Origin of the sequence: Kribbella koreensis, from assembly GCF_039525325.1 — a bacterium.
Classification (GTDB): domain Bacteria; phylum Actinomycetota; class Actinomycetes; order Propionibacteriales; family Kribbellaceae; genus Kribbella; species Kribbella koreensis.
On the sequence record NZ_BAAAHK010000007.1, the window covers coordinates 372,561 to 399,347 of the forward strand.

27 protein-coding genes are annotated in these 26,787 nt (G+C 67.5%); 14 read left to right on the plus strand and 13 right to left on the minus strand.

The features are described from left to right. Positions 1–57: 57 nt before the first annotated feature. Positions 58–1,098, minus strand: coding sequence for a CU044_5270 family protein (locus ABD116_RS15685; protein ID WP_343969623.1), 1,041 nt, complete (start codon positions 1,096–1,098; stop codon positions 58–60). Then, positions 1,091–1,684, minus strand: a complete 594-nt coding sequence (locus tag ABD116_RS15690; protein WP_343969626.1) for an RNA polymerase sigma factor — start codon at positions 1,682–1,684, stop codon at positions 1,091–1,093. Before ABD116_RS15690 ends, ABD116_RS15685 begins: the two co-directional genes overlap by 8 nt. 81 nt (positions 1,685–1,765) lie before the next feature. Here ABD116_RS15690 and ABD116_RS15695 point away from each other — a divergent pair, with 81 nt between their 5' ends. From ABD116_RS15695 to ABD116_RS15715, 5 genes are all read left to right on the plus strand, one after another. Continuing rightward, complete coding sequence (locus ABD116_RS15695) at positions 1,766–2,236, plus strand: nuclear transport factor 2 family protein (protein ID WP_343969629.1); 471 nt, start codon at positions 1,766–1,768, stop codon at positions 2,234–2,236. Between the two features lie 116 nt (positions 2,237–2,352). Next, positions 2,353–2,661, plus strand: coding sequence for a metal-sensitive transcriptional regulator (locus ABD116_RS15700; RefSeq protein ID WP_396372771.1), 309 nt, complete (start codon positions 2,353–2,355; stop codon positions 2,659–2,661). Between the two features lie 34 nt (positions 2,662–2,695). Continuing rightward, positions 2,696–2,920 carry a heavy-metal-associated domain-containing protein gene (locus ABD116_RS15705; RefSeq protein WP_343969633.1) on the plus strand — a complete coding sequence of 75 codons (225 nt, stop codon included), beginning with the start codon at positions 2,696–2,698 and terminating at the stop codon, positions 2,918–2,920. Beyond that, entirely contained in the window at positions 2,917–3,906 is a 990-nt protein-coding gene (locus ABD116_RS15710) for a hypothetical protein (RefSeq protein WP_343969636.1), read from the plus strand. The genes ABD116_RS15705 and ABD116_RS15710 overlap by 4 nt, the downstream gene beginning before the upstream one ends. Positions 3,907–3,920: 14 nt before the next feature. After that, entirely contained in the window at positions 3,921–6,155 is a 2,235-nt protein-coding gene (locus tag ABD116_RS15715) for a heavy metal translocating P-type ATPase (RefSeq protein ID WP_343969639.1), read from the plus strand. Positions 6,156–6,221: 66 nt separating this feature from the next. On the opposite strand, the gene ABD116_RS15720 is transcribed toward ABD116_RS15715, so the two are convergent. The 5 genes from ABD116_RS15720 to ABD116_RS15740 form a co-directional block, all read right to left on the minus strand. Then, the gene (locus tag ABD116_RS15720; protein ID WP_343969642.1) at positions 6,222–7,766 is read right to left on the minus strand and encodes a glycoside hydrolase family 13 protein; all 1,545 of its coding nucleotides are present in this window, start codon (positions 7,764–7,766) and stop codon (positions 6,222–6,224) included. A gap of 28 nt (positions 7,767–7,794) precedes the next feature. Then, a complete protein-coding gene (locus tag ABD116_RS15725; protein ID WP_343969645.1) occupies positions 7,795–8,766 on the minus strand; it encodes a carbohydrate ABC transporter permease in 972 nt (323 codons plus the stop codon). After that, positions 8,763–9,692 carry a carbohydrate ABC transporter permease gene (locus ABD116_RS15730; protein ID WP_343969648.1) on the minus strand — a complete coding sequence of 310 codons (930 nt, stop codon included), beginning with the start codon at positions 9,690–9,692 and terminating at the stop codon, positions 8,763–8,765. Before ABD116_RS15730 ends, ABD116_RS15725 begins: the two co-directional genes overlap by 4 nt. Next, entirely contained in the window at positions 9,692–11,074 is a 1,383-nt protein-coding gene (locus tag ABD116_RS15735; protein WP_343969651.1) for an ABC transporter substrate-binding protein, read from the minus strand. Before ABD116_RS15735 ends, ABD116_RS15730 begins: the two co-directional genes overlap by 1 nt. A gap of 195 nt (positions 11,075–11,269) precedes the next feature. Then, complete coding sequence (locus ABD116_RS15740) at positions 11,270–12,274, minus strand: LacI family DNA-binding transcriptional regulator (protein WP_343969654.1); 1,005 nt, start codon at positions 12,272–12,274, stop codon at positions 11,270–11,272. Between the two features lie 87 nt (positions 12,275–12,361). Between ABD116_RS15740 and ABD116_RS15745 the strand changes: the two genes are divergently transcribed. From ABD116_RS15745 to ABD116_RS15755, 3 genes are read left to right on the plus strand one after another with little or no spacing between them, the layout of a single operon-like run. Further along, positions 12,362–13,606, plus strand: coding sequence for a DUF4032 domain-containing protein (locus ABD116_RS15745; RefSeq protein WP_343969657.1), 1,245 nt, complete (start codon positions 12,362–12,364; stop codon positions 13,604–13,606). 60 nt (positions 13,607–13,666) lie between these two features. Next, positions 13,667–14,170, plus strand: coding sequence for a SigE family RNA polymerase sigma factor (locus tag ABD116_RS15750; protein WP_343969660.1), 504 nt, complete (start codon positions 13,667–13,669; stop codon positions 14,168–14,170). Beyond that, positions 14,167–15,237, plus strand: coding sequence for a hypothetical protein (locus ABD116_RS15755; protein ID WP_343969662.1), 1,071 nt, complete (start codon positions 14,167–14,169; stop codon positions 15,235–15,237). Before ABD116_RS15750 ends, ABD116_RS15755 begins: the two co-directional genes overlap by 4 nt. A 116-nt stretch (positions 15,238–15,353) precedes the next feature. Here the strand turns inward: ABD116_RS15755 and ABD116_RS15760 are convergent, their stop codons facing one another. After that, positions 15,354–16,121: an SDR family NAD(P)-dependent oxidoreductase gene (locus ABD116_RS15760; protein ID WP_343969665.1), complete on the minus strand. Its 768-nt coding sequence runs from the start codon at positions 16,119–16,121 to the stop codon at positions 15,354–15,356. Continuing rightward, positions 16,118–17,269: an acyl-CoA dehydrogenase family protein gene (locus tag ABD116_RS15765; RefSeq protein WP_343969667.1), complete on the minus strand. Its 1,152-nt coding sequence runs from the start codon at positions 17,267–17,269 to the stop codon at positions 16,118–16,120. Before ABD116_RS15765 ends, ABD116_RS15760 begins: the two co-directional genes overlap by 4 nt. Before the next feature lie 85 nt (positions 17,270–17,354). Here ABD116_RS15765 and ABD116_RS15770 point away from each other — a divergent pair, with 85 nt between their 5' ends. The 5 genes from ABD116_RS15770 (at position 17,355) to ABD116_RS15790 (ending at position 22,666) form a co-directional block, all read left to right on the plus strand. After that, positions 17,355–17,939, plus strand: a complete 585-nt coding sequence (locus tag ABD116_RS15770; protein WP_343969670.1) for a TetR/AcrR family transcriptional regulator — start codon at positions 17,355–17,357, stop codon at positions 17,937–17,939. A gap of 58 nt (positions 17,940–17,997) precedes the next feature. Beyond that, positions 17,998–18,888 carry a S1 family peptidase gene (locus ABD116_RS15775; protein ID WP_343969673.1) on the plus strand — a complete coding sequence of 297 codons (891 nt, stop codon included), beginning with the start codon at positions 17,998–18,000 and terminating at the stop codon, positions 18,886–18,888. A gap of 27 nt (positions 18,889–18,915) precedes the next feature. Continuing rightward, positions 18,916–20,589 carry a DUF7800 domain-containing protein gene (locus ABD116_RS15780; protein ID WP_343969676.1) on the plus strand — a complete coding sequence of 558 codons (1,674 nt, stop codon included), beginning with the start codon at positions 18,916–18,918 and terminating at the stop codon, positions 20,587–20,589. Between the two features lie 117 nt (positions 20,590–20,706). Continuing rightward, positions 20,707–21,582, plus strand: coding sequence for a S1 family peptidase (locus ABD116_RS15785; RefSeq protein ID WP_343969678.1), 876 nt, complete (start codon positions 20,707–20,709; stop codon positions 21,580–21,582). Positions 21,583–21,799: 217 nt separating this feature from the next. Then, complete coding sequence (locus ABD116_RS15790) at positions 21,800–22,666, plus strand: S1 family peptidase (RefSeq protein ID WP_343969681.1); 867 nt, start codon at positions 21,800–21,802, stop codon at positions 22,664–22,666. Between the two features lie 10 nt (positions 22,667–22,676). Here the strand turns inward: ABD116_RS15790 and ABD116_RS15795 are convergent, their stop codons facing one another. The 4 genes from ABD116_RS15795 to cysS are packed head-to-tail and all read right to left on the minus strand — an operon-like array spanning position 22,677 to position 25,789. After that, on the minus strand, positions 22,677–23,081 hold the full coding sequence (locus ABD116_RS15795) for a type II toxin-antitoxin system VapC family toxin (RefSeq protein ID WP_343969684.1): 405 nt from the start codon (positions 23,079–23,081) through the stop codon (positions 22,677–22,679). Then, complete coding sequence (locus ABD116_RS15800; RefSeq protein ID WP_343969687.1) at positions 23,078–23,359, minus strand: type II toxin-antitoxin system Phd/YefM family antitoxin; 282 nt, start codon at positions 23,357–23,359, stop codon at positions 23,078–23,080. Before ABD116_RS15800 ends, ABD116_RS15795 begins: the two co-directional genes overlap by 4 nt. 38 nt (positions 23,360–23,397) lie before the next feature. Beyond that, positions 23,398–24,354: a 23S rRNA (guanosine(2251)-2'-O)-methyltransferase RlmB gene (gene rlmB, locus ABD116_RS15805; protein WP_343969690.1), complete on the minus strand. Its 957-nt coding sequence runs from the start codon at positions 24,352–24,354 to the stop codon at positions 23,398–23,400. A gap of 1 nt (position 24,355) precedes the next feature. Continuing rightward, a complete protein-coding gene (cysS, locus tag ABD116_RS15810; protein WP_343969693.1) occupies positions 24,356–25,789 on the minus strand; it encodes a cysteine--tRNA ligase in 1,434 nt (477 codons plus the stop codon). Between the two features lie 176 nt (positions 25,790–25,965). Between cysS and ABD116_RS15815 the strand changes: the two genes are divergently transcribed. Beyond that, positions 25,966–26,775 (plus strand): lysozyme, encoded by an 810-nt coding sequence (locus ABD116_RS15815; RefSeq protein ID WP_343969696.1) that lies wholly within the window; start codon positions 25,966–25,968, stop codon positions 26,773–26,775. Positions 26,776–26,787: the final 12 nt, after the last annotated feature.

Below are 26,787 nucleotides of genomic sequence, written 5' to 3' on the forward strand. Positions count from 1 at the left end.
ACGCTCATCCTTGCAGAGGATGACGTCCACCCCGCCGGGTTTGTTGCTCCGTTGCAGCTACCGGCGCTCACCGATCCGATCGACGATGCTGCTGGTGACCGAGCTGAAGCCGATCACCTGGCCGCGCTTGTCGCCGCTGGTGACGACCTGGCGTTCACCGATGTAGTCGCCGGTGCGTGGGTCGATGATGATCTCCTGGCGTTCCTTGCCGTCGTCACTGCCGTAGGCGATGCCGACCTTGCCGTCCAGGTTGACCGCACGGTCCGAGACCTCGAGGTGGTTGAGGTTGCCCAGGGCCCGGTACAGCGTCGACCGCACGTTGGCCGGTACCTGGCCGGTCCGGAGCGCGTCGGCTGCGTAGACGAGCAGCTCGGTCTCGCCTCGGCTGTTGCGGGGCGCATCCTTCTTCAGCCGCTTGTAGAGCGCCTTCGGGTCGCTCGGCAGGCCGGCAGCCCACTCCGGCGTCGGGTCCTGCCAGCCACCGGCCCTCGTGCAGGGCTGCTGCCCCTTGTCGAGATAGAAGTCGCCACACCTGGCCCGCAGTACTACGGGAGGCGCGTTGTCGTCCATCAGCTTGGTGACCATATCGAGCTGCTGCTGCGTGCCCTGGAGCAGCTTCCGGTGGCCGGTGTTGCTGCTGCGCTGCATCCACTCCTGGGTGCGGTCGGCCGGGATCCAGGTCTCGGTCAGTTGCTCTTCGAGATAGGTGACGCCCTCGTTCGGGCCCGTCTCGGTGAAGCCCCAGACCCAGCCGTGGCTGACCCGGTAGCGGTACTTGCCGGGTGGGATGACCGGGTCCTTGGCGACCACATGGTCGGCGGCCGAGTTGAGCTCGGCCTTGGCCTCGGCGGTCCCACCGGGCGAGTTGGTGGTGACCAGGAAGCCTCCGACTACGAGGGTGGTGACGGCGGCGGCCGCCACCAGGGCGTAGGTCCAGCTTCGGCGCTTGCGGCGTACGGGACGATCGATGGCCGCCAGAAACGTGGCGCGGGACGCCTCGAGCCGGGTCGGGTCTGTCGGTACGTCGTCGTGCAGGGCGCCGAGGGCCCGGTCCAGCTCGTCCTCGGACCACAGGTCGATCAGCTTGTCTTCAGTCATGGTGGATCGCCTCCGGAGTGGCAGTCAGGTGAGCGGTGGCGGCGTGCGTGCGCAGCAGCCGTCGGATGCGATGCAGGCGGGACCGGACGGTGCCGACCGGGATGTCCAGTGCTTCGGCGACCTCCACGGTGGTCAGCTCGGACCAGGACGTCAGCAGGAGGACGTCGCGGTCGCCGTCGGACAGCTCTGCGATCGCTGGAGCGATCTGGCGAGCCATCGCCTGGGCGTCGACGCGGTCCGCGACTTGGCCGTCGTGGGAGGGCTGGTACGCCGTGTTGTCGGCGCGGGCTGTCGCTTTGAGGCCCCGGACCTCCTGGCGGACGTGGCGGCGGGCCAGGTTGGTCGCGATGCCGTAGAGCCAGCTGCGGACGGCCGCGGTCTCGGGGTTGTAGGTCTCGCGTTGCTTGAAGGCGGCGAGGAAGGTCTCGCTGACCAGGTCGTGGGCATGGTCGGGGCCGACCCGGCGGGCCAGGTACCGGTGCAGCGGCGCGGCATAGGCATCGAACAGTTCGCCGAACTCCAGCTCGGATCCTCCCCCGTGTGTACCGATGTCAGCCTCCGGGCTGTCGTAACGGATCGCTTTCATGATTCTGGTTGCCCGGAGGGTCCTGCGGCGTTCACGCTGGTACAAGCTTCAATGGATACAGTCGACCAACGAGGAGTGCTTGTGAACGCTCGACCCCCGCTGCCCCCGTTCACCGAGGAGACGGCGATCCAGAAGGTCCGGGCCGCGGAGAACGCCTGGAACAAGCAGGATCCGGCCGCCGTCTCGCTGGCGTACACGCCGGACACCTATTGGCGGAACCGGGACACCTTCGTGAACGGCCGGGACGAGGTGGTCGAGTTCCTGACCCAGAAGTGGGCGCGCGAACTGGACTACCGGCTGATCAAGGAGCTGTGGGCCTTCACCGGCGACCGGATCGCGGTCCGGTTCGTCTACGAGAGCCACGACGCGGCCGGCCAGTGGTACCGGTCGCACGGTAACGAGAACTGGGAGTTCGACGAGAACGGGCTGATGCGGGTCCGCCGGGCGAGCATCAACGACCAGGCGATCGACGAGAGCGACCGGCTGTTCCACTGGGACGCCCCCGGAGTGCGGCCGGACGACCACCCTGGCTTGACCGAGCTGGGGCTGTAATTCTTCATTACCCCCTATGGGTATCCGCCGTGGACTTGCATCGGATACCCATAGGGGGTACTTTTTTGCCTGTCGACATACCCCGCAGGGGTAGCAGTTGGGAGAAGAGGACCGCCATGACCACCGAAGAGAACGCCGAGCACGTGCACGGATACACCTCGGAGAAGTCCAGCCACCTGAAGCGGCTGCGCCGGATCGAGGGCCAGGTGCGTGGCCTGCAGCGGATGGTCGAGGAGGACAAGTACTGCATCGACATCCTCACCCAGGTGTCGGCTGCCACCAAGGCGCTGCAGTCCTTCTCCCTCGAGCTGCTCGACGAGCACCTGTCGCACTGCGTGGTCGAGGCCGCGCAGCGGGGCGGGGTCGAGGCGGAGGAGAAGGTCCGCGAGGCCTCCGACGCGATCGCCCGGCTCGTCCGCAGCTGAACCTCAGAAGAACTTTCAAGCTAGGAGCACCGCTATGACCACCACCACGTACTCCGTCAACGGGATGACCTGCGGCCACTGCAGCGCCGCCGTCACCGAGGAGCTCGGCAAACTGCCGGGCGTCCAGGAGGTCAAGATCGACCTCAACGCGGGCGGTACCTCCGCCGTCCACGTGACCAGTGAGGCTGCCCTGGACGACGCTGCCGTCCGCGAAGCCGTCGACGAGGCCGGCTACGAGCTGGCCGGCTCAGGCGCATGACCAGGGCTGTCGCGGTCCGGCTCGGCGCGTTCGCCGGCGCACTGGCGCTGGCGTTCGCCGCCGCCTTCGCGCTCGGCTCGGCGGTCGATCCGGTCGCGGCAGCCGACCCGGCGCCGGCCGCCGACTCGCATGGCGGCGGTGGCGACGGGATGAGCGGGATGCCGTCGGGCGAAGCACACGATGCAGGCCACAGCGATGCCAGCGCGCAGCCGCCTGGGCTCGCGGTGTCCCAGTCGGGCTACACGTTGGTACCTCAGAAGACTTTCTTCCAGCCGGGTAAGGCGCAGACGCTGGCCTTCACCATCGAGGGGCCGGACGGTAAGCCGGTGACGCAGTACACGAAGACGCATGAGAAGGATCTGCATCTGATCGTCGTACGGCGGGATCTGTCCGGGTTCCATCATGTGCATCCGACGCGTTCTGCCGATGGGGTCTGGAGCATTCCGTTCACGTTCACCGCTGGTGGGCAGTGGCGGATCTTCACCGACTTCCAGCCCTCCGCGCTGGGCAAGACTCTGACGCTGGGTGCCGACGTCAACGTTTCCGGGCTGTACATCCCGGTGCCGCTGAACGAGCCGGCCAGTGTCTACTCGGTCGACGGCTACGACATCACACTGGCCGGGAAGCCTGTTGCCGGCAAGGAGTCCTCGCTGACCTTCAGCATCACCAAGGGCGGCAAGCCGATCACCGATCTCCAGCCGTACCTCGGGGCCTTCGGACATCTCGTGTCGTTGCGCGGCGGCGATCTCGCCTACCTGCACACGCATCCGTCGATGGAGGCCAAGGCCGGGATGAAGGGCGGCCCGGAGATCGAGTTCGGGACCACCTTCCCGACGGCTGGGACGTACAGCCTGTTCCTCGACTTCCAGCACGCGGGCAAGGTGCGGACCGCCGAGTTCACCGTCGACGTGACCAGTGACGGTACTGCGATCGTGCCGCCCAGCGAACTGCCCGGCGCGGGCGAAGAATCTCCGCACGGCCACTGAAAGGAGGCCCAGCAATGACCACACCGGACCACTCCGTCGAGCTCCTCATCGGTGGCATGACGTGCGCCTCCTGCGCCAACCGGGTCGAGAAGAAACTCAACCGGATGGAAGGCGTCACGGCGACCGTCAACTACGCCACCGAGAAGGCGAAGGTGACGTTCGCCGAAGGCATCAGTACCGACGATCTCGTCGCGACGGTCGAGGCGACCGGCTACACCGCTTCGCTGCCCACTCCCCCTGCCGCCGACGCCCCTGAGCCGGTCGACGAGTTGCGGCCGTTGCGGGAGCGGCTGATCGCGAGCATCGCGCTCGCCGTACCGGTGATTGCCTTGGGCATGATTCCGGCACTGCAGTTCGACTCCTGGCAGTGGGCTTCGCTGACGCTGGCCGCGCCGGTCGTGACGTGGGCGGCGTGGCCGTTCCACAAGGCTGCTTGGACGAACCTGCGGCACGGCGCCGCGACGATGGACACGTTGATCTCGGTCGGGGTGCTGAGTTCTTTCATCTGGTCGCTGTATGCGTTGTTCCTCGGTGAGGCGGGGGCGCCGGGGATGAAGATGCCGTTCACGCTGATCCCGTCGCGGGGTAGCGGGGCGGAGGAGATCTATCTCGAGGTCGCGGCCGGGGTGACGACGTTCATCCTGGCGGGGCGGTACTTCGAGGCTCGCGCCAAGCGGTCTTCTGGTGCTGCGCTGAAAGCGCTGCTGGAGTTGGGCGCCAAGGACGTCGCGGTACTTCGGGGTGGGGTCGAAATACGGATCCCGGCCGATCAACTTGCGGTGGGCAACGAGTTCGTGGTGCGGCCGGGCGAGAAGATCGCGACCGATGGCGTGATCGTCACGGGGTCGAGCGCGGTGGACGCGTCGATGCTGACCGGCGAGTCGGTGCCGGTGGAGGTCGGTGAGGGCGATGCCGTTGTCGGGGCGACCGTCAACGCCGGTGGGCGGCTCGTAGTACGGGCTACTCGGGTCGGGGCTGATACGCAGCTGGCGCAGATGGCGCGGTTGGTGGAGGACGCCCAGAACGGGAAGGCCGCTGTTCAGCGGTTGGCCGACCGGATCTCCGGGGTGTTCGTGCCGATCGTGATCGGGCTTTCGCTGGCCACGTTGGGGTTCTGGCTGGGGAACGGGTCGCCGACCGAGGTGGCGTTCACGGCGGCTGTCGCGGTGCTGATCATTGCTTGCCCTTGTGCGCTGGGGCTGGCGACGCCGACGGCGTTGATGGTCGGGACGGGGCGTGGGGCTCAGCTGGGGATCCTGATCAAGGGTCCCGAGGTGCTGGAGTCGACGCATCGGGTCGACACCGTCGTACTGGACAAGACGGGGACCGTGACGACCGGGCGGATGGCGCTGGTCGATGTGCTGCTCGCGGATGGCGAGGAGCGGGCGGAGGTACTGCGGTTGGCGGGGGCGCTCGAGCATTCGAGTGAGCATCCGATTGCGCAGGCGATCGCTCGCGGGGCTGCCGATGAGGTGGGGAAGCTCGCTGCTGTCGAGGATTTCGGGAATGTGGAGGGGCTCGGCGTACAGGGGATCGTCGACGGTCACGCGGTGCTGGTCGGGCGGACCCGGCTACTGGAGGAGTGGAGTCAGCACCTGCCGGCGTCGCTCGCCCACGCCAAGGAGCACGCTGAGGCCGAGGGCAGTACTGCGGTGGCTGTTGGGTGGGATGGGAAAGCACGGGCGGTGTTGGTTGTCGCCGATACCGTGAAGCCCAGCTCGGCCGAAGCGATCCGCCAACTGAAGGCACTCGGTTTGCGCCCGGTCTTGCTGACCGGCGACAACGAGGCAGTAGCCCAGAAGGTGGCCGCCGAGGTAGGCATCGACGAGGTCATCGCCGAGGTCCTCCCCGCCGGCAAGGTCGACGCCGTCAAGCACCTTCAGTCCGAAGGCCGCGTCGTCGCAATGGTCGGAGACGGAGTGAACGACGCCGCCGCCCTGGCCCAAGCCGATCTCGGGTTGAGCATGGGCACCGGCACCGACGTAGCCATCGAAGCCAGCGACCTGACCCTGGTCCGAGGCGACCTCCGCTCAGCCGCCGACGCCATCCGGTTGTCCCGCACCACCCTCAGAACCATCAAGGGCAACCTCTTCTGGGCCTTCGCCTACAACGTAGCCGGCCTCCCCCTGGCAGCAGCCGGCCTCCTCAACCCAATGCTCGCAGGCGCCGCCATGGCCTTCAGCTCAGTCTTCGTAGTAACCAACAGCCTCCGCCTACGACGCTTCCAGCCGCTGACTCCCGCCAGTTGAAGGAACCCCGGCGGCCATCTGGTCTGTGGCCCAGATGGCTGCCGGGGCGGGAGGGGCACGCTGAGGTCAGCGGAGCCAGGCTGTTGTGTCTGAAGGGAGTTTGCCTTCTTCCAGTGGGTTGCTGGTGAGGAGTAGTTCGGTGTGGGCGGGCAGCTCGATGGCGTCTGCGGTGAGGTTGACGACGCAGGTCAGGGACTCGCGGGTGAAGGCTAGGACGCCTGGGGCTGAGTCGAGCCAGGTCAGGGTGCCGTCGCCGAGCGACGCGCGGCGGATTTTCAAGCCGTTGCGGTAGAGGGCGAGCATGGAGTTCTGGTCGGCTTGCTGGGATTCGACGGTGAGGTTTTTCCAGTCGGCTGGTTGAGGGAGCCAGGGGGTACCGGCGCCGAAGCCGAAGGGGGGTTCTTTGCCGGACCACGGGATGGGGACTCGGCAACCGTCTCGGCCGCGGTCGGTGCCGTTCGAGCGCTCCCAGAGGGGGTCTTGGAGGAGGTGGTCGGGGAGGTCCTCGACCTCGGGGAGGCCTAGTTCCTCGCCTTGGTAGACGTAGAGGCTGCCAGGGAGGGCCATCGCCAGGAGCGCGGCGGCTCGGGCTCGGCGTTCGCCCAGGACCGGGTCGGTTTCCATGCCGTGCTTGCGGTCCTGGTGGGAGAAGGACGTGTCGGGGCGACCGTACTTCGTGACCGGGCGGGTGACGTCGTGGTTGGAGAGGACCCAGGTGGGCGGGGCTCCGATCGGGACGTGAGTCGTGAGAGTCAGGTCGATCGAGGCGCGCAGCTCGGCTGCATCCCAGGGGCGGGAGAGGAAGTCGAAGTTGAAGGCGGTCTGCATCTCGTCGGGGCGCAGGTACAGGGCGAAGCGTTCCTGGTCCGGCATCCACATCTCGCCGACCAGGAAGCGGCCCTCGTACTCGTCGGTGATCTGCCGCCAGCCGCGGTACACGTCGTGCACCTCGTCGTGATCGGTGTACGACTCCTCGACGCTGTCCAGGTCCTTGAAGAGCACCGCCGCGCTGTCGATCCGGATCCCGTCCACCCCGCGGTCCAGCCAGAACCGCAGGATCGCGTGGAACTCCTCCACCACCTCGCGATTGCGCCAGTTGAAGTCCGGCTGCTCGGGTGCGAACAGATGCAGGTACCACTGCCCGTCCGCGACCTGGGTCCACGCAGGCCCGTTGAAGATCGACTGCCAGTCGTTCGGTGGCAGCCCACCGGCCCGCCCGTCGCGAAACAGGAACCGCTCCCGCTCCACCGAGCCGGGCCCGGCCGCCAGCGCCTGGACGAACCAGTCCTGCTGGTCCGAGCCGTGATTCGGCACGATGTCGATGATGGTCCGGATCCCCAGCGCGTGCGCCTCGTCGATGTACGCCTCGGCCTCGGCCAGGGTGCCGAAGCTCGGGTCGATCGCGCGGTAGTCGGCGACGTCGTAGCCACCGTCGGCCATCGGCGACGGGTACCACGGGTTCAGCCAGATCGCGTCGACACCGAGCTCCGCCAGGTACGGCAGCTTGGCCCGCAGCCCCGCGAGATCGCCGATCCCGTCACCGTTGCCGTCGGCAAAGCTGCGCAGATAGACCTGGTAGATCGCAGCTCCGCGCCACCATGTGTCCGACATTGCTTCTCCTTAGGGGGTTGGGAGGGGATCAGCCTTTGAGGCTTCCGGCGGTGAGACCCGCCATGATGCTGCGCTGGAACACGAAGAAGACTCCGATCGTCGGCAGTGACGCGATCACCAGGGACGCGATCAGCACGTTCTGCGGCATCTGCGCCGACAGCGACGCGATCCCGACGCTGATCGACATCTTGTCGGTCTCCGGCAGGACCAGCAGCGGCCAGACGAAGTCCTTCCAGACCGTCACCACCGACAGGATCGAGACCACGCCGAGGATCGGCCGCGACACCGGCAGCACGATCGACCACAGGATCCGCATCGGCGAGGCGCCGTCGATCTCGGCCGCCTCCAGCAGCTCGCGCGGGATCGAGTCGAAGAACCGCTTGAGCAGGAAGATGAAGAAGCCGTTCGCCGCCGCCGGCAACCAGATCGCCCACGGCGTGTTGAGCAGGCTGACGTGGAACAGCGGAACGTCCTTGGCGACCAGGTACGTCGGCAGCAGCAGCACCATCGGCGGGATCATCAAGGTGGCCAGCATCAGCGCCAGGATCAGCTTGCCGAAGAACGGCCGCAGCTTCGACAACGCGTACGCCGCGGTCACATCGACCGCCAAGGTGAACAGCCACGCGCCACCGGCGTACAGGGCGGTGTTCTTCAGGAAGACGCCGAGCTGGAGCTGGTTCCAGGCGTCGGCGTAGACGCCGAAGTCGAAGTGCTTCGGGAAGAAGCTCGGCGGGATCTGGGCGATCTCCTCCGGTGACTTCAGTGCGCCGGTCACCATCCAGTAGAGCGGGAAGACGAAGGCCAGGGTGAAGCCGATCACCACGACCACCAGCACGGTCCAGTACGTCGCCTTGCCGCGCACGGATCGCAGCGCCAGCGGCGACACCAGGCTCCTGGTCTCATACCCGCGACCCTTGTCCTTCTTCTTCCGGGTACGCCGGGGAGCCGGCGCCGGTGTCGTTGCCTCCAGCACCTGTCGGGGTTGCAGCGTCGTCGTCATCGGGCACCCTCGTTGTCGCGCGAGACGCGCAGGTAGATCGTCGAGAAGACCATCAGGACCACCATCAGCATCAAGCCGAGCGCGCCACCGCCACCGAAGTCGCCGAAGTTGAAGGCGTACTGGTACATCAGGTAGGCCACTGTCACGGTCGCGTTCTCGGGACCGCCGCCGGTCAGCAGGTAGGGCTCGATGAAGACCTGCATGGTCGCCACCACCTGGAGCAGCAGCATCACCAGCAGGATGAGTTTGGTCTGCGGGATCGTCACGTGCCAGACCCGCTTGAACAGCCCGGCGCCGTCGAGCTCCGCGGATTCGTACAGCTCACCGGGGATGCTCTGCAGCGCGGCCAGGTAGATCAGCGTGCCGGTCCCGAGGTTCATCCAGGTCGAGACCAGGACGAGCGAGATCAGCGCGGTGCTGGACGAGTCGAGCCAGCTCAGCGGCGGGATGCCGAAGACGTCGAGGATCTGGTTGAACAGACCCGCGCCCGGGTCGTAGAACCACTTGAACAGCAGCACGCCGACGGCCGGCGGCAGCATCACCGGCAGGTAGACGACGAACCGCAGGTACGCCCTGGCGTGCTTCAGTTCGTTCAGCACCACCGCAAGCACGAATGGGATCGCGTAGCCGACGATCAGCGCGAGACCGCTGAAGGCGGCCGTGTTCAGCCACGCGGACCGGAAGGCCGGGTCCTCGATCACGGTCCGGAAGTTGTCGAAGCCGACCCATTTGGCGGGATCGACGAAGTTGTTCTCCTGGAAGCTCAGGATGACCTCGCGGATCATCGGGTACCAGGAGAAGAAGGCGAAACAGATCAGTGCCCCGCAGAGGAACCCGTACGCCGTGAGGTTCCTGCCCACCGCGCGGCGCGCCGCTCCCTGGGGAAGGGAACGGCGCACCGGCGGCTTCGCGGTCAGAACTGCCATCAGGTGTTCTTGGCGAGAATCTTGTTGGCCTTGCCCTCGGCGTCCGAGAGCAGCTTGCTGATGTCGGCGTCCTTACGCGTCAGCACCGCGGACATCGCGACATCGAGTACGGCGTACAGCTCCTGCGCCTTCGGCGGCTCGAGCTTGTTGGTGATGTTGGCCTGCGCGTCGACGTACGGGGTGAAGTGGTCGACCGGCACGGTGGCGAACTGCTTGCGAAGGGCAACGATTTCCTTGCCCGGCGCGGTGTTGCCGTACAGGTCCGGGATCGGCAGGCCGACCGGGCGGCCCTGCGCCTTGGCCCGCTCGTAGTTGAACTGACCCTGGCCCGGCGTCAGCTCGTGGAACTGCAGCCACAGCAGGCCGGCCTTGATCTTGTCCGGCGAGGCCTTCGGGTTGAACATGTACCCGTCGCCACCGCTCAGCGACGAGTGACCGTCGGACTCCGGTACCGCCGTCACGCCGTAGTCGTCGAACTTGCCCTGGAAGTCGTTGTTGACCGACTGGACCACGTCCGGCGCGCCGATCATCATGCCGAGCTTGCCCGAGCCCATCATCCGCATCAGGTCTTCCCACTGCAGGAGCTGCTTGGTGCCCATGCTGTTGTCGTCCCAGCGCATCTTCTTCAGGTTCTCCAGCACGGCCTTGCCCTCGTCGCTGTTGAACGCGGCGGTCTTGCCGTCGTCGCTCACCATCGAGCCGCCACGGGCGTACAGCGAGGCGGCGAAGTGCCAACCGCCGGTGTTGCCCGCGCTGTACTCACCAAAGCCCGTGTAGCCCGCGCCGAGGCCGGCGATCTTCTTGGCCGCCTCCTGCACCTCGGCCCAGGTCTTCGGCGGCGAGTCCGGGTTGAGCCCGGCCTGGGTGAAGAGCTTGCGGTTGTAGACCAGGCCCATGTTGTAGTTGTTACGCGGCAGGCCGTAGGTCTTGTCGCCGTCCTTGAAGACGCTCTGGACGTCGGGGCGGATGTCCTTGAGTTCCTTCACGTCACCGACGTACTGGCTGATGTCGGCGGCCTGCTTGGCCTTGATGATCTTCTGGACGTCGGTGTAGTAGACGTAGAACACGTCCTCCTGGGTGCCGCCGGCCAGCTTCGCCTGGAAGGTGTCCGGGTTGATGCAGGGGAACGCGTCCTTGCTCTGGATGGTGATGTTCGGGTGCAGCTTCTGGAAGGCCGCGACGTCCTCGTCCCACCCGGCGCGTTCCTTCGGATTGCTCTTCGGCGGCTGGCAGCCCACGGTGATGGTCACGGGGGCGTTGGCGTCGCCCGACCCCTGGGCCGCCGGCTTGTTGTCGTCCCCGGATCCACAGGACGCGGCGGCTAGGCCGAGCCCTGCCACGAGCAACAGGCTGAGCGCCTTGCGGTGGCTCGTTGTCCTCATCGATGTGCCCTTCTACTGGCGAGGGCGCTTTCCGTCCCGCCCCTCGGATGTGGTCCGTACCGTAGGCAACGCGACTAGATGTGCGCAATAGTTCGATCGCAAGTTGCAAAAACGTGACTCCTGACCGGAACAACGCAAAACGGGGGCCTCGAGCAGGAATTCTGCTCAAGACCCCCGTTGGGGTGTCTGTCGTTGTCAGACCTTGGCGGTCGTCCTCAGCCGGGCGGTCGACGCGCGGACCACCAGCTCGGGCTCGAACAGCAGCTCGTCGGCCGGTACGGCGGCCCGCTCGATCAGCGCCACCAGCATGTCGACCGCGGCCCGGCCCATCGCGTCGATCGGCTGCCGGACCGTCGTCAGTGGCGGGTCGGTGCAGTTCATCATCGCGGAGTCGTCGTACCCGATCACCGAGACGTCGTCAGGTACGGACAAACCGGCCCGGCGGACGGCCCGGATCGCGCCGAGCGCCAGGATGTCGCTCGCGCAGACGATCCCGGTGACGCCCTGCTTCACCAGCCGGGTCGCGGCCGCGTGACCGCCCTCGAGCGAGAACATCGTGTGCTCGACCAGCTCCGGGTCGGCCTCCGGAGACTTCAGGAAAGCGTCCAGCTTGCGCCGCGACGGGATGTGGTCGCGCGGGCCGAGCACCATCCCGATCTTCTGGTGGCCGAGCGCGCGCAGGTGCCCGATCGCCATCTCCGCGGCCACCACGTCATCCGATGACACCTGCGGGAAGCCGAGGTGGTCGACGGCCGCGTTGACCAGCACGGTCGGCAGCCGGCGCTCCTGGATCAGCTCGTAGTGCGCGTGCGGCGCGTCGGCCTGGGCGTAGAAACCACCGGCGAAGACGACGCCCGAGACCTGCTGCTGCAGGAGCAGGTCGACATAGTCGGCCTCGGAGACACCGCCGACTGTCCTTGTGCACAGCAACGACGTGAACCCCTGCTGCGCCAGCGCCCCGCCGACCACCTCGGCGAAGGCCGGGAAGATCGGGTTCTGCAACTCCGGCAGCACCAGGCCGACCAGGCGGGCGCGGTCCCCCCGGAGCTGGGTCGGCCGCTCGTAGCCCAGCACGTCCAGCGCGGTCAGCACCGCCTCGCGGGTCGCCTCGGACACCCCGGGTTTGCCGTTCAGCACCCGGCTCACCGTGGCCTCGCTGACCCCGACCTTCTTCGCCACCTCAGCAAGTCGTCGCGTCATAGCGCAAACACTACGCCACATTCCGCAAATTCTTGCGGCCACTTGCGTTCGTTACCCGATCCGTCAGGAACTGCCACACTGGTCTGCGTGCCTCGCTTCGTAGCCACTCGCCCGGACACCGGCCTGCTCTCGCTCCCCTGGGACATCCCGCTGGAGGACTGGCCGGAGGACCAGCTGGTCGCGCTCCCCCGCGGTATCTCGCGCCACGTCGTCCGGTTCGTCCGGGTCAGCGGCACGGTCTACGCGATCAAAGAGGTGATGGAACACCTCGCGATGCACGAGTACCGGCTGCTGCGCGACCTCGAGCGGCTGGACTCGCCCTCGGTCGAGCCCGTCGGCGTGATCACCGACCGGCTGGACAAGAACGGCGAGCCGCTCGACTCGATCCTGGTCACCAAGCATCTGCAGTTCTCACTGCCGTACCGGGCGCTGTTCTCCAGCACGCTGCGGCCGGACACGGTCAACCGGCTGATCGACGCGCTGGTCGCGCTGATCGTCCGGCTGCATCTGCTGGGCTTCTTCTGGGGCGACTGTTCGCTGTCGAACACCCTGTTCCGGCGTGATGCCGGTGCCTTCGCGGCCTACCTGGTGGACGCGGAGACCGGGGAGCTGCACCAGGAGATCTCCGACGGGCAGCGCGCGCACGACCTCTACACGGCCGAGATCAACCTGTTCGGCGAGCTGTCCGACCTGGAGGAGGGTGGGCTGCTCGACGAGTCCATCGACCCGCTGGAGACGATCCACTCGATCACCGCCCGGTACGAGGCGCTCTGGAAGGAGCTGACCGCGCCGGAGGAGTTCCGCACCGACGAGATGCACCGGCTCGACTCGCGGATCCGGCGGCTGAACGAGCTCGGTTTCGACGTCGCCGAGATCGACATCATCACCGACTGGGACGGCAGCCAGGTCCGGATCCAGCCGAAGGTCGTGGACGCCGGCCACCACTCGCGCCGGCTGCTGCGGCTCACCGGGCTGGACGTCGAGGAGAACCAGGCGCGCCGGCTGCTGAACGACCTCGACTCGTACTCGGCCGCGACCGACCAGCAGGGTGAGGACGAGGAGATCGTCGCGCACGAGTGGCTGACCGAGGTGTTCGAGCCGGTCGTACGGTCGGTACCGCGGAACCTGAAGCGCAAGCTGGAGCCGGCCGAGGTGTTCCACGAAGTGCTGGAGCACCGCTGGTTCCTGTCCGAGCAGGCCGGCCACGAGGTGGACACGATGGAGGCGGCCCGCTCGTACGTCGACGACGTCCTGGCCGCCAAGCCCGACGAGAAGCTGACCTTGCCTCCGGCGCCGCTGCCTGGCGCGACGCTGGATCCCGATCTGGACTGACCTCCGCCGCCGTGCAACGTCTGAGCTGTCGCCGGCGTGGTACGGGGTAGGAGGTGGGAGATGGCCGACGGGGGATCGCCGGATTTCGACGAGTGGGTCCAGTTGCGCGGGGCCGCGTTGCTGCGGTTCGGGTACCTGATGACGCGCGATCATTCGCGCGCTGAGGAGGCGGTCCAGGACGCCCTGGTCGCGGCCTACCCGCGCTGGGCGAAGATCGGCAGGCTCGGTGATCCGGAGGCCTATCTTCGCCGGGCGGTCATCAACGCCGACATCTCACGCTGGCGCAAGTTCTTCCGCCGCGAGACGCCGGTCGCCGAGCCACTCGACACGACCACTCAGGACCATGCGGTCCCGCATGCCGAGCAGGACGCGGTCTGGACACTGTGCGCTTCCCTGCCGACCAAGCAGCGCGCCGCCGTCGTCCTCCGGTACTACGAAGGCCTGCCGGACAGCGAGATCGCCAAGATCCTCGACTGCACTCCGGCCACGGTCCGCTCCCAGATCCACCGCGCCCTGGCGTCGCTCCGAACGACCCTGGGCACGACCGAGGAGGTCACCCAGTGACGACCGAAGACCCCACCGAGACGCTGCTGGCCGAATCCCTCGACCGTCACGCCGCCGAGGCGCCGGACGACCACAACCTGCTGACGACCGTCCACACCCGCCTACGCCGCCGCCGCACCGGCCGCACCATCGGCGCCGCCGTACTGGCCGCCGCCGTCGTCGCCACCACCATCACCGCAACCCAGTCCCTGAACCACGACGCCGGCCCCGCCGGAAACACCGACGGAGGCTCGGCGGCGAAGGGCTTCCGCTGGGAGTCGTACAAGACGGTCCAGGTCCAGGTGCCCGCGAGCTGGACGCATTACGCGTCGAGCCCGGCCCCCTGCGGATCCGCGACGGCGCCGACGATCGGCCGACTTGCACCTTGGGTCACCCCCAAGTGGTCCGGTTGCGCAGTAGCGGTCATGCCACTGAAGGAACGGCACGAGTACGTATGGTTCGACGACGTCCAGAAGCCGGGCATCAAGAAGTACGACGCCGGCTGGACCGAGGAGACCCGTGAGGTCGGCGGCGTCCGCGTCAGCGTGCTCACCCAGAACGATGCGCTCCGGCAGCGCATCCTCGACTCCGCCGCCCCACTCATCAACGCACCGGACGCCTATGGCTGCGAGCAGAACGGCTATCTCCCCCAAGAAGACGATTCAACCGAGTCGTTGGTCCTGGGCAAGATCACCTCGGTCGACATCTGCGACTACTGGGGCATCTACCGCGGCAAGCAGTCATCCCTGATCGCAGGCTCGAGCCTCGAGGGCAAGCAGGCCACCAGCCTGGCCCAGCAGATCACCAGAGAACTCCAGACCGCGCCCAAGATCCGCGTTCCCAGCACGCTGCTCTGCCTACCACAAGGCTTGAAAACGATGCGCTTGACCCTGCACGGCCCCGACGGCAACTGGTCGATGCTCTTCCAGGAACAGAACTGCACCAACCAGTACTACACGAGGGTCGGCTCCGACTCCCGCGTGTTCTCCATCGCCTTCACCGACCTGCTCTTCACCGGCGTCCACAACCCAGAACAGCCCACAAACGTCATCCAGATCCCGGCCGGCTCCACCCCACCGGCCCGCTAGCGCGGCGCGGCGACCGGTAGGCCCAGGTCTTCGGCGGCGGCGAGCAGACGGCGGTCGTAGTTGACGAAGGCTGTCAGGTCGTCGGCCAGAACTGTCAGCGGCTGTCCACAGGGCAGTTAGCGCGGGGGCATCCGGAGGGCGCCATCCAGGCGGATGACCTCGCCGTTGAGGAGTTGGTTGCTGACGATGTGGTCGACGAGGGCGGCGTATTCCGACGGGCGGCCGAGGCGGGCTGGGTGCGGGACCTGCTGTTCGAGGACCTTGCGGGCGTCTTCGGGGAGGCCGGCGAGCATGGGGGTCTCCATGGTGCCGGGGGCGATGGTGACGACGCGGATGCCCTTGTCTGCCAGGTCGCGGGCGGCGGTGAGGGTGAGGGAGACGATCGCGCCTTTGCTGGAGGCGTAGGCGGCTTGGCCGATTTGGCCGTCGTAGGCGGCGATGGAGGCAGTCATGACCACTATGCCGCGGTCGCCGTCCTCGTCGGGTTCGAGGGCCATGATGCGCTCGGCGGCCAGGCGGAGGACATTGAAGGTGCCGATGACATTGACCTCGATCACCTGCTTGAAGGTTGCCAACGGCAACGGTCCCTTGCGGCCGACGACCCGGCCGGGGGTGGCGATGCCGGCGCAGGTGACGACGAGGCGCAGGGGGCCGAGCGCGGCGGCCGCGTCGAGGGCGGCGGTGACGGCGGCCTCGTCGGTGACGTCGGTGGGGACGAAGACGACGCGGTCGCCCAATTCGTCGGCGATCGCCTTGCCCGCCGAGGACGGCAGGTCGCAGATCACCACGCCGGACCCGGTCGCGGCGTACCGGCGTACGGTCGCCTCTCCGAGCCCGGAGCCACCGCCGGTGACGAGAACAACATCGGACGCGGCAAGCTTCATCGAACACTCCTGAGGAGATCGCGGCTGATTACGAGGCGCTGAATCTGGTTGGTGCCTTCGAAGATCTGAGTGACCTTGGCCTCGCGCATGTAGCGCTCGGCCGGGAACTCGCGGGTGTAACCGTAGCCACCGAGCACCTGGACCGCATCGGTGGTCACCTTCATTGCGGCGTCGGTGCAGACCAGCTTGGCGATCGCAGCCTGCTGGGTGAACGGCCGGCCGAGGTCGCGCCGGCGAGCGGCTTGCAGGTACGTCGAACGCGCCGACTCGGTCGCCGCGGCCATGTCGGCCAGCAGGAACTGCATGCCCTGGAAGTCAGAGATCGGACGACCGAACTGCTCGCGGCCCAGCGCGTACGACGCGGCGAGGTCGAGCGCAGCCTGCGCCAGGCCGACCGCGCAGGCGGCGATGCCGAGCCGGCCGGAGTCGAGGGCCGAGAGCGCGATCCGCATCCCGTCGCCCTCGTTGCCGATCAGGTTGGCGACCGGCACCCGGACGCCGTCGTAGTTGACCAGCGTGGTGGTGGATCCGGTCAGGCCCATCTTGCGCTCCGGGGCGCCGAAGCTGAGCCCGTCGGCCGACGCGGGCACGTGGAAGGCGGAGATCCCGTGCTTCGGGTCCGCCGACGTCCGCGCGAAGGTGGTGTAGAAGTCGGCGTGCGAGCCGTGCGTGATCCACGACTTGGTGCCGCTCAGCACGTAGTGGTCGCCGTCGCGGATTGCCTTCGTTGTCATCCCGCTGATGTCGGACCCGGCCTGCGGCTCGGAGAGCGCGTAGGCGCCGAGCAGCTCGCCACCGACCATGTCGGGCAGGAGTAGCTCGCGCTGGTCCGCAGTACCGAAGGTGGCGATCGCATAGCTGGTCATCGTGTGCACAGACAGGCCGACACCGACCGACATCCAGGCCGCGGCGATCTCCTCGAGCATCTGGAGGTAGACCTCGTACGGCTGCTCGGCGCCCCCGTACTGCTCCGGATAGGGCAGCCCCAGTAGCCCGGCCTTGCCAAGCGTGTGGAACGCCTCCCGCGGGAAGGTCTCGGTCTCCTCGGCCTTCGCGGCGTACGGCGCGAGCTCGTGCTCACACAGGTCCCGCACCAGCCCCAGCAGCTCACCGGCCTCCTCGGTCGGGAGCAAGCGATCGACAGCCATCACGCACCCCTCTCAGTGGCTACCGAAATGATACTCCTATCGATACTGAAGACCAAAGTTCCGTATCGTTCTATGCTGTCTCGATATGACAACAGTCGTCCCCGGGCGTCGTACCCGCAGGCAGTCCGAACTGCTCGACCGGCTCCTGTCCCTGTTCCTCACCCAGGGCTTCAGCCGGTTCACCCTGGACGACCTGGCCGCCGAGCTGCGGTGCAGCAAGACGACCCTGTACGCGCTGGCGCCGAGCAAGGAGCAGCTCGCCGTCGAGGTGGTCAAGCACTACTTCAAGAATGCCACCGCCGAGGTCGAGTCCGCGGTGGCCAAGCAGACCCGGCCGGACCGCCGGATCGCGGCGTACCTGAACGCCGTCGCCGACGCGCTGCGACCGGCCAGCCGGACCTTCCTGGACGACGTCGCGACGTTCGCGCCGGCCCGGTCGGTCTACGAGCGCAACACCCGGATCGCGGCCGACCGGGTCCGGACGCTGATCGAGGAAGGGATCGAGAGCCGGGCCTTCCGGCAGGTCGACATCGGCTTCGCGGCCGAGATGGTCGCGCACACGATGCAGGCGATCCAGCGCGGCGACATCGCCCGGCGTACCGGGCTGAGCGACGCCGAGGCGTACCGCGAACTCTCCTCGTTCGTCCTGCACTCGTTGCGTCACGACTGAACGACAGCTTGCTGCCAACTCCCCCGGCTGAACCGGTCGCGGTGGAAAGGTGTCTCCCATGACATCGCTTTCCCTCCGCCGCGCGGTGGCGACGCTGGCCACTGGTGCGCTCGCCCTGACCGCCATCCCAGCCGCCAACGCTGCCTCTGCCGCCCCACAGCAGACGCCGCCCGGACCGCGTACCGCCGCCGCCATCTCTGCCGCCCTGACCAAGGATGCCGCCGTCCCTGGCACTGCCTGGATGACCAGGCCGGACGGCAAGGTCGTCGTCTCCTACGACTCGACCGTGATCGGCACCAAGTACAACTCGCTGACCAAGGTCACCAAGCAGTTCGGCGACCAGGTCGTGATGGAGAAGCTCCCCGGCAAGCTGACCAAGTACGTCAACGGCGGCGGTGGGATCTACAGCGGCGACTGGACCTGCTCGGCCGGCTTCAACGTCCAGCGCGGTGGCAAGTACTTCCTGCTCACCGCCGGCCACTGCGGCAAGGACGCCGCGACCTGGTACAGCGACGAGGCCCACCGCAACCTGGTCGGTTCGGTCTACCGGCCCAGCTTTCCGGGTAACGACTACGCCGTGATCGCCTACCGGGCCGGCCTCAAGCCCGGTGGCAGCGTGAGCCTCTACAACGGCCGCTCCCAGGACATCGTCCGGGCTGCCAACCCTGGCCTCGGCCAGACGGTCTACCGCTCGGGCATCACCAGCGGCCTGCACGGCGGCAAGGTCACCGGCCTGAACGCCACGGTGATCTACGACGAGGGCGCGGTGGGCAACCTGATCCGCACCAACGTCTGCGCTGAGCCCGGCGACTCCGGCGGCCCGCTGTTCTACCGCACGTACGCCTATGGGCTCACCTCGGGTGGTACCGGTGACTGCAGCTCCGGCGGCGTCACGTACTTCCAGCCGGTCATCGAGGCGATGAACGCGTACGGCGTGACCATCTACTAGCTTGGCAAGCGCGGTAGCGTCGTTTGAATGCAACTGAAGCTGGGTCCGCTGCTCCGGTACGTCGACGAGACACGCGCAACCGTCTGGGTGGAGACCACCGCGGCGGGCGAGGTCGAGGTACTGGGGCACCGGGCCCAGACCTGGTCCGTGCACGGTCATCACTACGCACTGGTGCTGATCGAAGGGCTGCGGCCGGCCAGCGCTACGCCATACGAGGTGCATCTGGACGGCGTGAAGGCGTGGCCGCTGGAGGAGAGTCCGTACGGGCCGAGCGTGATCCGCACACCGCGGGCCGACGGGACGTTCCGGCTGACCTTCGGGTCGTGCCGACGGTCGGCGCCGTTCGACGAGCAGGGGTTCAAGGATTTCGGGCCGGACGCGCTGGTGGCGCTGGCCGGACGGATGGCGTCCGAGGACGTCGACTGGCCCGACGCGGTGCTGCTGCTGGGCGATCAGGTCTATGCGGACGACCCGTCGGACGCAGTACTGGAGAAGCTGCGGGCCGCGCACGGGGGCCGGCAGGACACCGAGGTGGCCGACGAGATCGGCAACTTCGAGGAGTACACCTGGCTGTACGACGACGCCTGGCTGAACCCGGCGGTCCGGTGGCTGTTCTCGACAGTGCCGTTGTGCATGCTGCTCGACGACCACGATCTGCGCGACGACTGGAACACCTCGCTGACCTGGCGGCGCTGGGTCACCAAGCAGCCTTGGTGGCACGATCGCGTGGTCGGCGCGTACGCGTCGTACTGGGTCTACCAGCATCTCGGCAACCTGTCGCCGGAGCAGCTGGACAAGGACCCGACGTACGCCGCGATGCGCGGGCTGGACGACGAGGACGAGCGCAGCTCCTACCTGGACGCCTTCGCCTGGGAGGCGGACGAGGACCCGGCGTCGACCCGCTGGAGTTTCTACCGCGACTTCGGCGCGCGCTCTCGCGGGGTCCGGCTGCTGGCCGTCGATTCTCGTTGCTCACGGCAACTACAGCCGGGCGGGCGGGCGATGGTCGACGCGCACGAGTGGGAATGGGTGCGGCGGCACACGATCGGCGCGACGCAGCCGATCAACCATCTGCTGCTCGCCTCGACGCTGCCGTTCTTGCTGGCGCCCGGGCTGCATCATCTGGAGGGCTGGGACGAGGCGATCTCGTCGGGGGCCTGGGGTCGGCTCGGTTCGCGGCTCGGCGAGAAGATCCGGCAGGGCATGGATCTGGAGCACTGGGCGTCGTTCCGCAACTCGTTCGACGATCTGACCGATCTGCTCGGTGAGCTGGTCCAGTCGGAGAACCCGCCCAGCTCGATCCTGATGCTGTCCGGTGACGTGCACTGCAGCTACCTGGCCGAGGCGTCGCTGACGGACGTCGAACACCCCGGTACGGCGATCCGCCAGCTCACCATGTCGCCGTTCCGCAACCCCGTCGGTTGGCATATCAGGCTGGCCAACAAGCTGCTGGACAGCCGCGGGATGACCCGCATCCTGCACAGGCTGTCGCGATCGGCCGGGGTGCGCGACGTCGCGGCGAGCTGGCGTACGGCGTACGGGCCGTGGTTCGAAAACGGCGTGATGACGGTGACCGTGGACGGCGACGACGCTGCTGTCGACGTGGATCACGCGCGGCTGGTGGACGGCCGGCAGTCACTGACGAGCACACTGCGTTACCACGCGGCCCCTGAGGGTATGCAAGGGGCGCGGCGGAGGTAAACCCTTACGCTCCGGGTTGGGCCGGGTACTTTGTGACAGTTTCGGGTAGAACAGATCACGGTTGGATCAAGGACGCTCCCGCCCCGAGCGCGTCCTCACCCCACGAGGAGGCTGACCGTGAAGTTCGCCCGTATCACCGCAGTACTCGGTTCCGTAGGTCTGGCAGCAGCAGGACTGCTCGCCACCCAGGCTTCGGCCGCACCCGCCCCCGTCTCGACGTTGTCGGCAAGCGCCATCACCGCGACCTTGAGCAAGGACGCATCCATCCCGGGCACCGCCTGGAGCACCCAGCCGGACGGCCGGATCATCGTCTCGTACGACCCCACCGTCACCGGCTCGAAGTTCGCGGCACTGACCGGTGTCACCAAGCAGTTCGGTAGCCGGATCACCCTGGAGAAGCTGCCAGGCAAGCTGACCAAGTACATCAGTGGCGGTGACGCCATCTACGGCGGCCAATACCGCTGCTCCCTGGGCTTCAACGTCCGTAGCGGCAGCACGTACTACTTCCTGACCGCCGGCCACTGCGGCAACATCGCGTCCTCCTGGTACGCGAACTCCGCCAAGACGACGCTGCTGGGCACGACCTACGGGTCGAGCTTCCCGGGCAACGACTACGCGATCGTCAAGTACTCCACCTCGTACACCAACCACCCTGGCAACGTCGACCTCTACAACGGGACGACCCAGGACATCACCTCCGCCGGGAACGCGACGGTCGGCCAGGCCGTCAAGCGCAGCGGTAGCACCACCGGCGTACACAGTGGTTCGGTCACCGCCGTCAACGCCACGGTGAACTACGCCGAGGGCACCGTCACCGGCCTGATCCGCACCACCGTCTGCGCCGAGGGTGGCGACTCCGGCGGCGCACTGTTCGCCGGCACCGTCGCACTGGGCCTGACCTCCGGCGGCAGCGGTAACTGCTCCTCCGGTGGCACCACGTACTTCCAGCCCGTCACCGAGGCCCTCAGCCGTTATGGCGTGAGCGTCTACTGATCGTCGGTTCCAAGCGCCCCCTCCCGCGTGCGGCAGGGGGCGCTTGCCATAACTCCCGCGTTAGGCACGTACATAACATCGGCTCGGCCAGATGAGGGATGTCCCTCACCTTCTGGAGTTATCCGGGTACGGACAGATATGCGGTGGTAAGTCTTGCAGCGGTTAGGTCTAGGACGCGTCCGCCCCCGAATGCGTCCTCATCGTGAGGAGACTGACTATGCGCATATCCCGTACTGCGGCAGTGCTGGCAACCGCCGGCCTCGTCGCCACCACCTCTCTGCTGGCCACCTCGGCCACCGCCGCGCCACCCGGTCCGGCGGCGATCAGCGCGACTCTGACGCGTGACGCGTCGATCCCGGGTACCGCCTGGGTGACCGACGCCAAGACGGGCGTCGTCACCGTCTCGTACGACGACACCGTCACCGGATCGAAGCTGGCGGCGCTGACCGGCGTCACCAAGCAGTTCGGCGGCAAGGTCAAGGTCGAGAAGCTGCCCGGCAAGCTCAGCAAGTTCCTCAGCGGCGGCGACGCCATCTACGGCGGCCAGTACCGCTGCTCGCTCGGCTTCAACGTCACCGACGGCAGCTCGTACTACTTCCTGACCGCCGGCCACTGCGGCAACATCGCGGCCACCTGGTACGCCGACGGCGCCCACGCCCAGACGGTCGGCGACACCCAGGGCTCAAGCTTCCCCGGCAACGACTACGCCCTGGTGAAGTACCCGGCCGGTACGCCGGAACCGCCCGGCAACGTCGACCTCTATAACGGCTCCTTCCAGGAGATCACCTCAGCCGGCGACGCCACGGTCGGCCAGTCGGTCACCCGCAGCGGCAGCACCACCCAGGTCCACACCGGCACCGTCACCGGCGTCAACGCCACCGTCAACTACGCCGAAGGCACCGTCACCGGCCTGATCCAAACCAACGTCTGCGCCGAAGGCGGCGACTCCGGCGGCGCCCTCTTCTCCGGCACCACCGCCCTAGGCCTGACCTCCGGCGGCTCCGGCAACTGCACCTCCGGCGGCACCACCTACTTCCAACCAGTCCCCGAAGCCCTCTCCACCTACAACGTCAACGTCTACTGACGAACAGGTCTCAGGCCGGTGCGGCAACCGCGAAGCCAAGCTCCGCCGCCGCACCGGCCAACTCCTGGTCATAGGTGACGAACTCGACCAGGTCCGCACGAAACGGTTCGGCACTGGCAAGGTGGATGGCGTCCAGCGAACCCAGTCGCGTGGTCCGGTAAGCCATCGCGCGGGACAGGACCGTCGTGCTGAGGTCGACCAGATAGATCCCTCGAACGGCCTGGCCGACGAAGTACGGCACCTGCTCGTGATCCACTCCCGCACGGATCAGAGTGCGGCTGATCTCCAGCCGGGCGAGCTGACTCGTTATCAGCTCCGAATCCGCGGAAAGAGACTCTCGCCACTTTCGCAGCGCCACGGACTCAGCCTCGGCCTTGATGAACTTCAGCAGGGCGCAAGCGTCCAGGTAGATCACCGGCGCCGCTCCTTGTCGCGATCGGCCACCAGGAGATCCGACAGGCTCTCCACATCCGGTGCCAGTTCGAGCGCCAGATCCGGCATCCCGAGCTCGACCGGCAACGTGACCTCCCCGGCGTCGATCAGGCGCCGCAATGTGTCCGGTCTCTCGATCTCGGGGACCAGTCGAAGGACCGGACGGCCGCGGTCGGTGACCACGATCGTCTCACCCGCCCGCACCCGCGCCACGGCCTTGGACGGGTTCTGGTTGAGTTCGCGCAAACCGATGGTCTCCATGAAGCCAATGTACCTACATGAAGTAGGTACATCAAGAGTCAGCCGCGGCGGCGGGAGATTTCGTAGAGGGCTACGCCGGTGGCTATGCCGGCGTTGAGGGATTCGGTGGCGGACGTCATCGGGATGGAGACGATGAGGTCGCAGTTTTCGCGGACCAGGCGGGCCAGGCCTTTGCCTTCGGAGCCGACTACCAGGACGATCGGCTCGGTGGCGGCTACCAGGTCGGGGAGTTCTACCTCGCCGCCCATGTCCAGGCCGATGATCAACAGGCCTGCGTCCTTGTAGGACTTCAGGGCTCGGTTGAGGTTGGTGGCCCGGGCAACCGGGATGCGGGCTGCGGCGCCGGCGGAGGTTTTCCAGGCGGAGGCGGTCATCGAGGCTGTGCGACGCTCGGGGACCAGTACGCCGTGCGCGCCGAAAGCTGCCGCGGAACGGGTGATGGCGCCCAGGTTGCGGGGGTCCGTCACGCCGTCGAGGGCGACGATCAGCGGGACCTGGCCGGCGTCGTACGCCCGGGACAGCAGGTCGTCCGGGTGGGCGTACTCGTACGGCGGGATCTGGACCGCGAGGCCCTGGTGGGCGCCGTGGCTGGTCAGCCGGTCCATCTCGATCCGCGGTACTTCGAGCAGCGAGATGCCGTGCTCGGTCGCGATCAGCAAAGCCTCCCGCAGCCTGGCGTCACGTTCGGTGCCCTCGGCAACGTACAACGCGTTGATCGGGACGCCCGCGCGGAGCGCCTCGACCACCGGGTTGCGGCCGTAGACCCACTCGACGGTCGCCTCGGTGTCCTTGCGGTCGGTACGCCGGCCGCTGGTGCGCTTCTCGGCGCGCTCCTTCGCCTTCGCCCGCTTGTGCGCTGGGTGCTTGGTGCGGTCGACCGCCTTCGGCGTCGGGCCTCTGCCTTCGAGACCCTGCCGGACCCGGCCGCCCGATCCGGCGGTCGGGTTGCCGCGCTTCTTGCGGATCGCACCCTTGCGTTGACTACTGCCTGGCACTTCAGTTTCCTTCGGTTGATTCGGGCTGCGCGATCGTCCAGCGGGCACCCTGTGGGGTGTCCTCGACGATGACGCCCAGCGCCTTGAGCCCGTCGCGGATGTCGTCCGACGCGGCATAGTCCTTACGTTCGCGGGCGGCCTGCCGCTGCTCCAGCAGCGCCTTCACCAAGCCGTCCACCACCTCGGTGAGCTCCTCGCCCCCGGCGGCCCGCGAGGCCCACGGCTCGGCCAGCGGGTCCAGGCCCAGCACGCCGAGCATGGCTCGCACCGAGGCCAGATTCTCTTGCAGGGCAGGAGAATCGCCGTCGGCGACCAGCTTGTTGCCGTCCCGCACCGTGTTGTGCAGCACCGCAACGGCGGCCGGTGTCCCGAGGTCGTCGTCCATCGCGTCGGCGAACGCCTGCGGCACCTCGGCGGCCGGTGAGACCCCACCGGTCACTTCGGTCGCGCGATCGATGTACCCCTCGATCCGCTGGAAGCTCGTCGCGGACTCCTCGAGCGCGGCCATCGAGAACTCGACCACCGAGCGGTAGTGCGAGCTGACCAGGTAGTAGCGCAGCTCGATCGGCCGTACCTGCTCGACCACGTTGCGCACGATCGCGCCGTTGCCGAGCGACTTGGACATCTTCTCGCCGGCCGCGGTGACGAGCGCGCTGTGCATCCAGAAGCGGGCGAACTTCTGCCCGACCGCCTTGGACTGGGCCAGCTCGTTCTCGTGGTGCGGGAAGCGCAGGTCGAGGCCGCCGCCGTGGATGTCGAACTCGGTGCCGAGGTACTTGCCGGCCATCGCCGAGCATTCCAGGTGCCAGCCCGGCCGGCCGTCGCCCCACGGGGTCGGCCACGAGGCGGTGCGCGGGGTGCCCTCGGTGTAGCCCTTCCAGAGCGCGAAGTCGCGGACGTCGCGCTTGCCGCGCGGGTCGGCGTCCTCGGCCGGGTCCATGTCGTCGATCCGCTGGTGCGACAGCTCGCCGTACGACGGCCAGGACTTCACGTCGAAGTACACGTCACCGGAGCCGTCGGTCGCGGCGTACGCGTGCCCGCGTGCGATCAGCTCCTCGATCATCACGACCATCTCCGGGATGTGCCCGGTGGCCCGCGGCTCGTAGGTCGGCGGACGGCAGCCCAGTACGTCGTACGCCCAGTGCAGTTCGCGCTCGAACTCGTAGGCGTGCGCCCACCAGGGCACGTTCCGCTCGGCCGACTTGGCCAGGATCTTGTCGTCGATGTCGGTGACGTTCGCGATCACGGTGACGTCGTAGCCGGAGCGCTCCAGCCAGCGCCGGAGCACGTCGAACACGATCTCCTTGTAGATGTGCCCGACGTGCGGGGCACCCTGCACCGTCAGCCCACAGTGGTAGATCCCGACCTTGCCCGGCTGGACCGGCTCGAAATCCCTCACTGCTGCTGTCGCGGTGTCATACAAGCGAAGTGTCACCGATCAAGGGTAACGGTGATCAGGGAGTGCTCTTGACAATTCTCCACAGGCTGTCCCTTCGATCGTCGTCAAATAGCCACAACTGATTCTCCGAACTAGTTACTTTCCGCCGAGCAGCGGCGTAGCGTCGCTCAGTGAGCGCTCTCCGCCCTCATCGCTCTCCGTGGAGGTTCCTCGTGAAATCCGTCCTCACGGGTGCCGCCGCCACCCTCGGCCTGCTCTTGGCCCCGCTTGGCGCCGCCGCCCAACCCGCTGCTCACCAGCCGACACCCACTGCCCGCCAGCACGGCATCACCAAAGCCGGTGACGCCTACATGGGCTGGCTCGCACCCACTACAGCCAGCCGATCCACCCAGGCCGCGCCCGCGGCAGTAGTGGAAGGCATCGACGTCTCCAGCCACCAGGGCAACGTCGACTGGGCCAGCTGGTGGAACCAGGGCAAGAGGTTCGCCTACAGCAAGGCCACCGAAGGCAACTACTACTCCAACCCGTACTTCGCCCAGCAGTACAACGGGTCCTACAACGTAGGGATGATCCGCGGCGCCTACCACTTCGCCACCCCGAACGACTCCAGCGGAGCCAACCAGGCCAACTACTTCGTCGACCGTGGCGGCGCCTGGTCGCGCGACGGCCGGACCCTGCCGGGTGCGCTCGACATCGAGTACAACCCGTACGGCGCCACTTGCTACGGACTGAGCCAGGCCTCGATGGTCAATTGGATCCGCGACTTCCTCAACACCTACAAGTCCCGTACCGGTCGCGACGCGGTCATCTACACCAACCTGGACTGGTGGACCCAGTGCACGGGCAACAGCACCGCCTTCAGCTCCACCAACCCGCTCTGGGTAGCCCGGTACAACAGCTCCCCCGGCACCCTGCCGGGCGGCTGGCCGTACTACACGTTCTGGCAGTGGACCTCGTCCCCGCTCGACCAGGACCACTTCAACGGCGACCAGTCACGGCTGGTGGCGCTCGCCAACGGCTAAATCGAGTTGCAG

Coding starts and splice junctions, on each gene's coding strand:
- ABD116_RS15730 (WP_343969648.1), bottom strand. CDS start 9,692: ATGGCAGTTCTGACCGCGAAGCCGCCGGTGCGCCGTTCCCTTCCCCAG.
- ABD116_RS15740 (WP_343969654.1), bottom strand. CDS start 12,274: ATGACGCGACGACTTGCTGAGGTGGCGAAGAAGGTCGGGGTCAGCGAG.
- ABD116_RS15760 (WP_343969665.1), bottom strand. CDS start 16,121: ATGAAGCTTGCCGCGTCCGATGTTGTTCTCGTCACCGGCGGTGGCTCC.
- ABD116_RS15770 (WP_343969670.1), top strand. CDS start 17,355: ATGACAACAGTCGTCCCCGGGCGTCGTACCCGCAGGCAGTCCGAACTG.
- ABD116_RS15775 (WP_343969673.1), top strand. CDS start 17,998: ATGACATCGCTTTCCCTCCGCCGCGCGGTGGCGACGCTGGCCACTGGT.
- ABD116_RS15705 (WP_343969633.1), top strand. CDS start 2,696: ATGACCACCACCACGTACTCCGTCAACGGGATGACCTGCGGCCACTGC.
- ABD116_RS15765 (WP_343969667.1), bottom strand. CDS start 17,269: ATGGCTGTCGATCGCTTGCTCCCGACCGAGGAGGCCGGTGAGCTGCTG.
- ABD116_RS15720 (WP_343969642.1), bottom strand. CDS start 7,766: ATGTCGGACACATGGTGGCGCGGAGCTGCGATCTACCAGGTCTATCTG.
- ABD116_RS15690 (WP_343969626.1), bottom strand. CDS start 1,684: ATGAAAGCGATCCGTTACGACAGCCCGGAGGCTGACATCGGTACACAC.
- ABD116_RS15725 (WP_343969645.1), bottom strand. CDS start 8,766: ATGACGACGACGCTGCAACCCCGACAGGTGCTGGAGGCAACGACACCG.
- ABD116_RS15710 (WP_343969636.1), top strand. CDS start 2,917: ATGACCAGGGCTGTCGCGGTCCGGCTCGGCGCGTTCGCCGGCGCACTG.
- ABD116_RS15790 (WP_343969681.1), top strand. CDS start 21,800: ATGCGCATATCCCGTACTGCGGCAGTGCTGGCAACCGCCGGCCTCGTC.
- ABD116_RS15685 (WP_343969623.1), bottom strand. CDS start 1,098: ATGACTGAAGACAAGCTGATCGACCTGTGGTCCGAGGACGAGCTGGAC.
- ABD116_RS15780 (WP_343969676.1), top strand. CDS start 18,916: ATGCAACTGAAGCTGGGTCCGCTGCTCCGGTACGTCGACGAGACACGC.
- ABD116_RS15800 (WP_343969687.1), bottom strand. CDS start 23,359: ATGGAGACCATCGGTTTGCGCGAACTCAACCAGAACCCGTCCAAGGCC.
- ABD116_RS15700 (WP_396372771.1), top strand. CDS start 2,353: ATGACCACCGAAGAGAACGCCGAGCACGTGCACGGATACACCTCGGAG.
- ABD116_RS15715 (WP_343969639.1), top strand. CDS start 3,921: ATGACCACACCGGACCACTCCGTCGAGCTCCTCATCGGTGGCATGACG.
- ABD116_RS15750 (WP_343969660.1), top strand. CDS start 13,667: ATGGCCGACGGGGGATCGCCGGATTTCGACGAGTGGGTCCAGTTGCGC.
- ABD116_RS15735 (WP_343969651.1), bottom strand. CDS start 11,074: ATGAGGACAACGAGCCACCGCAAGGCGCTCAGCCTGTTGCTCGTGGCA.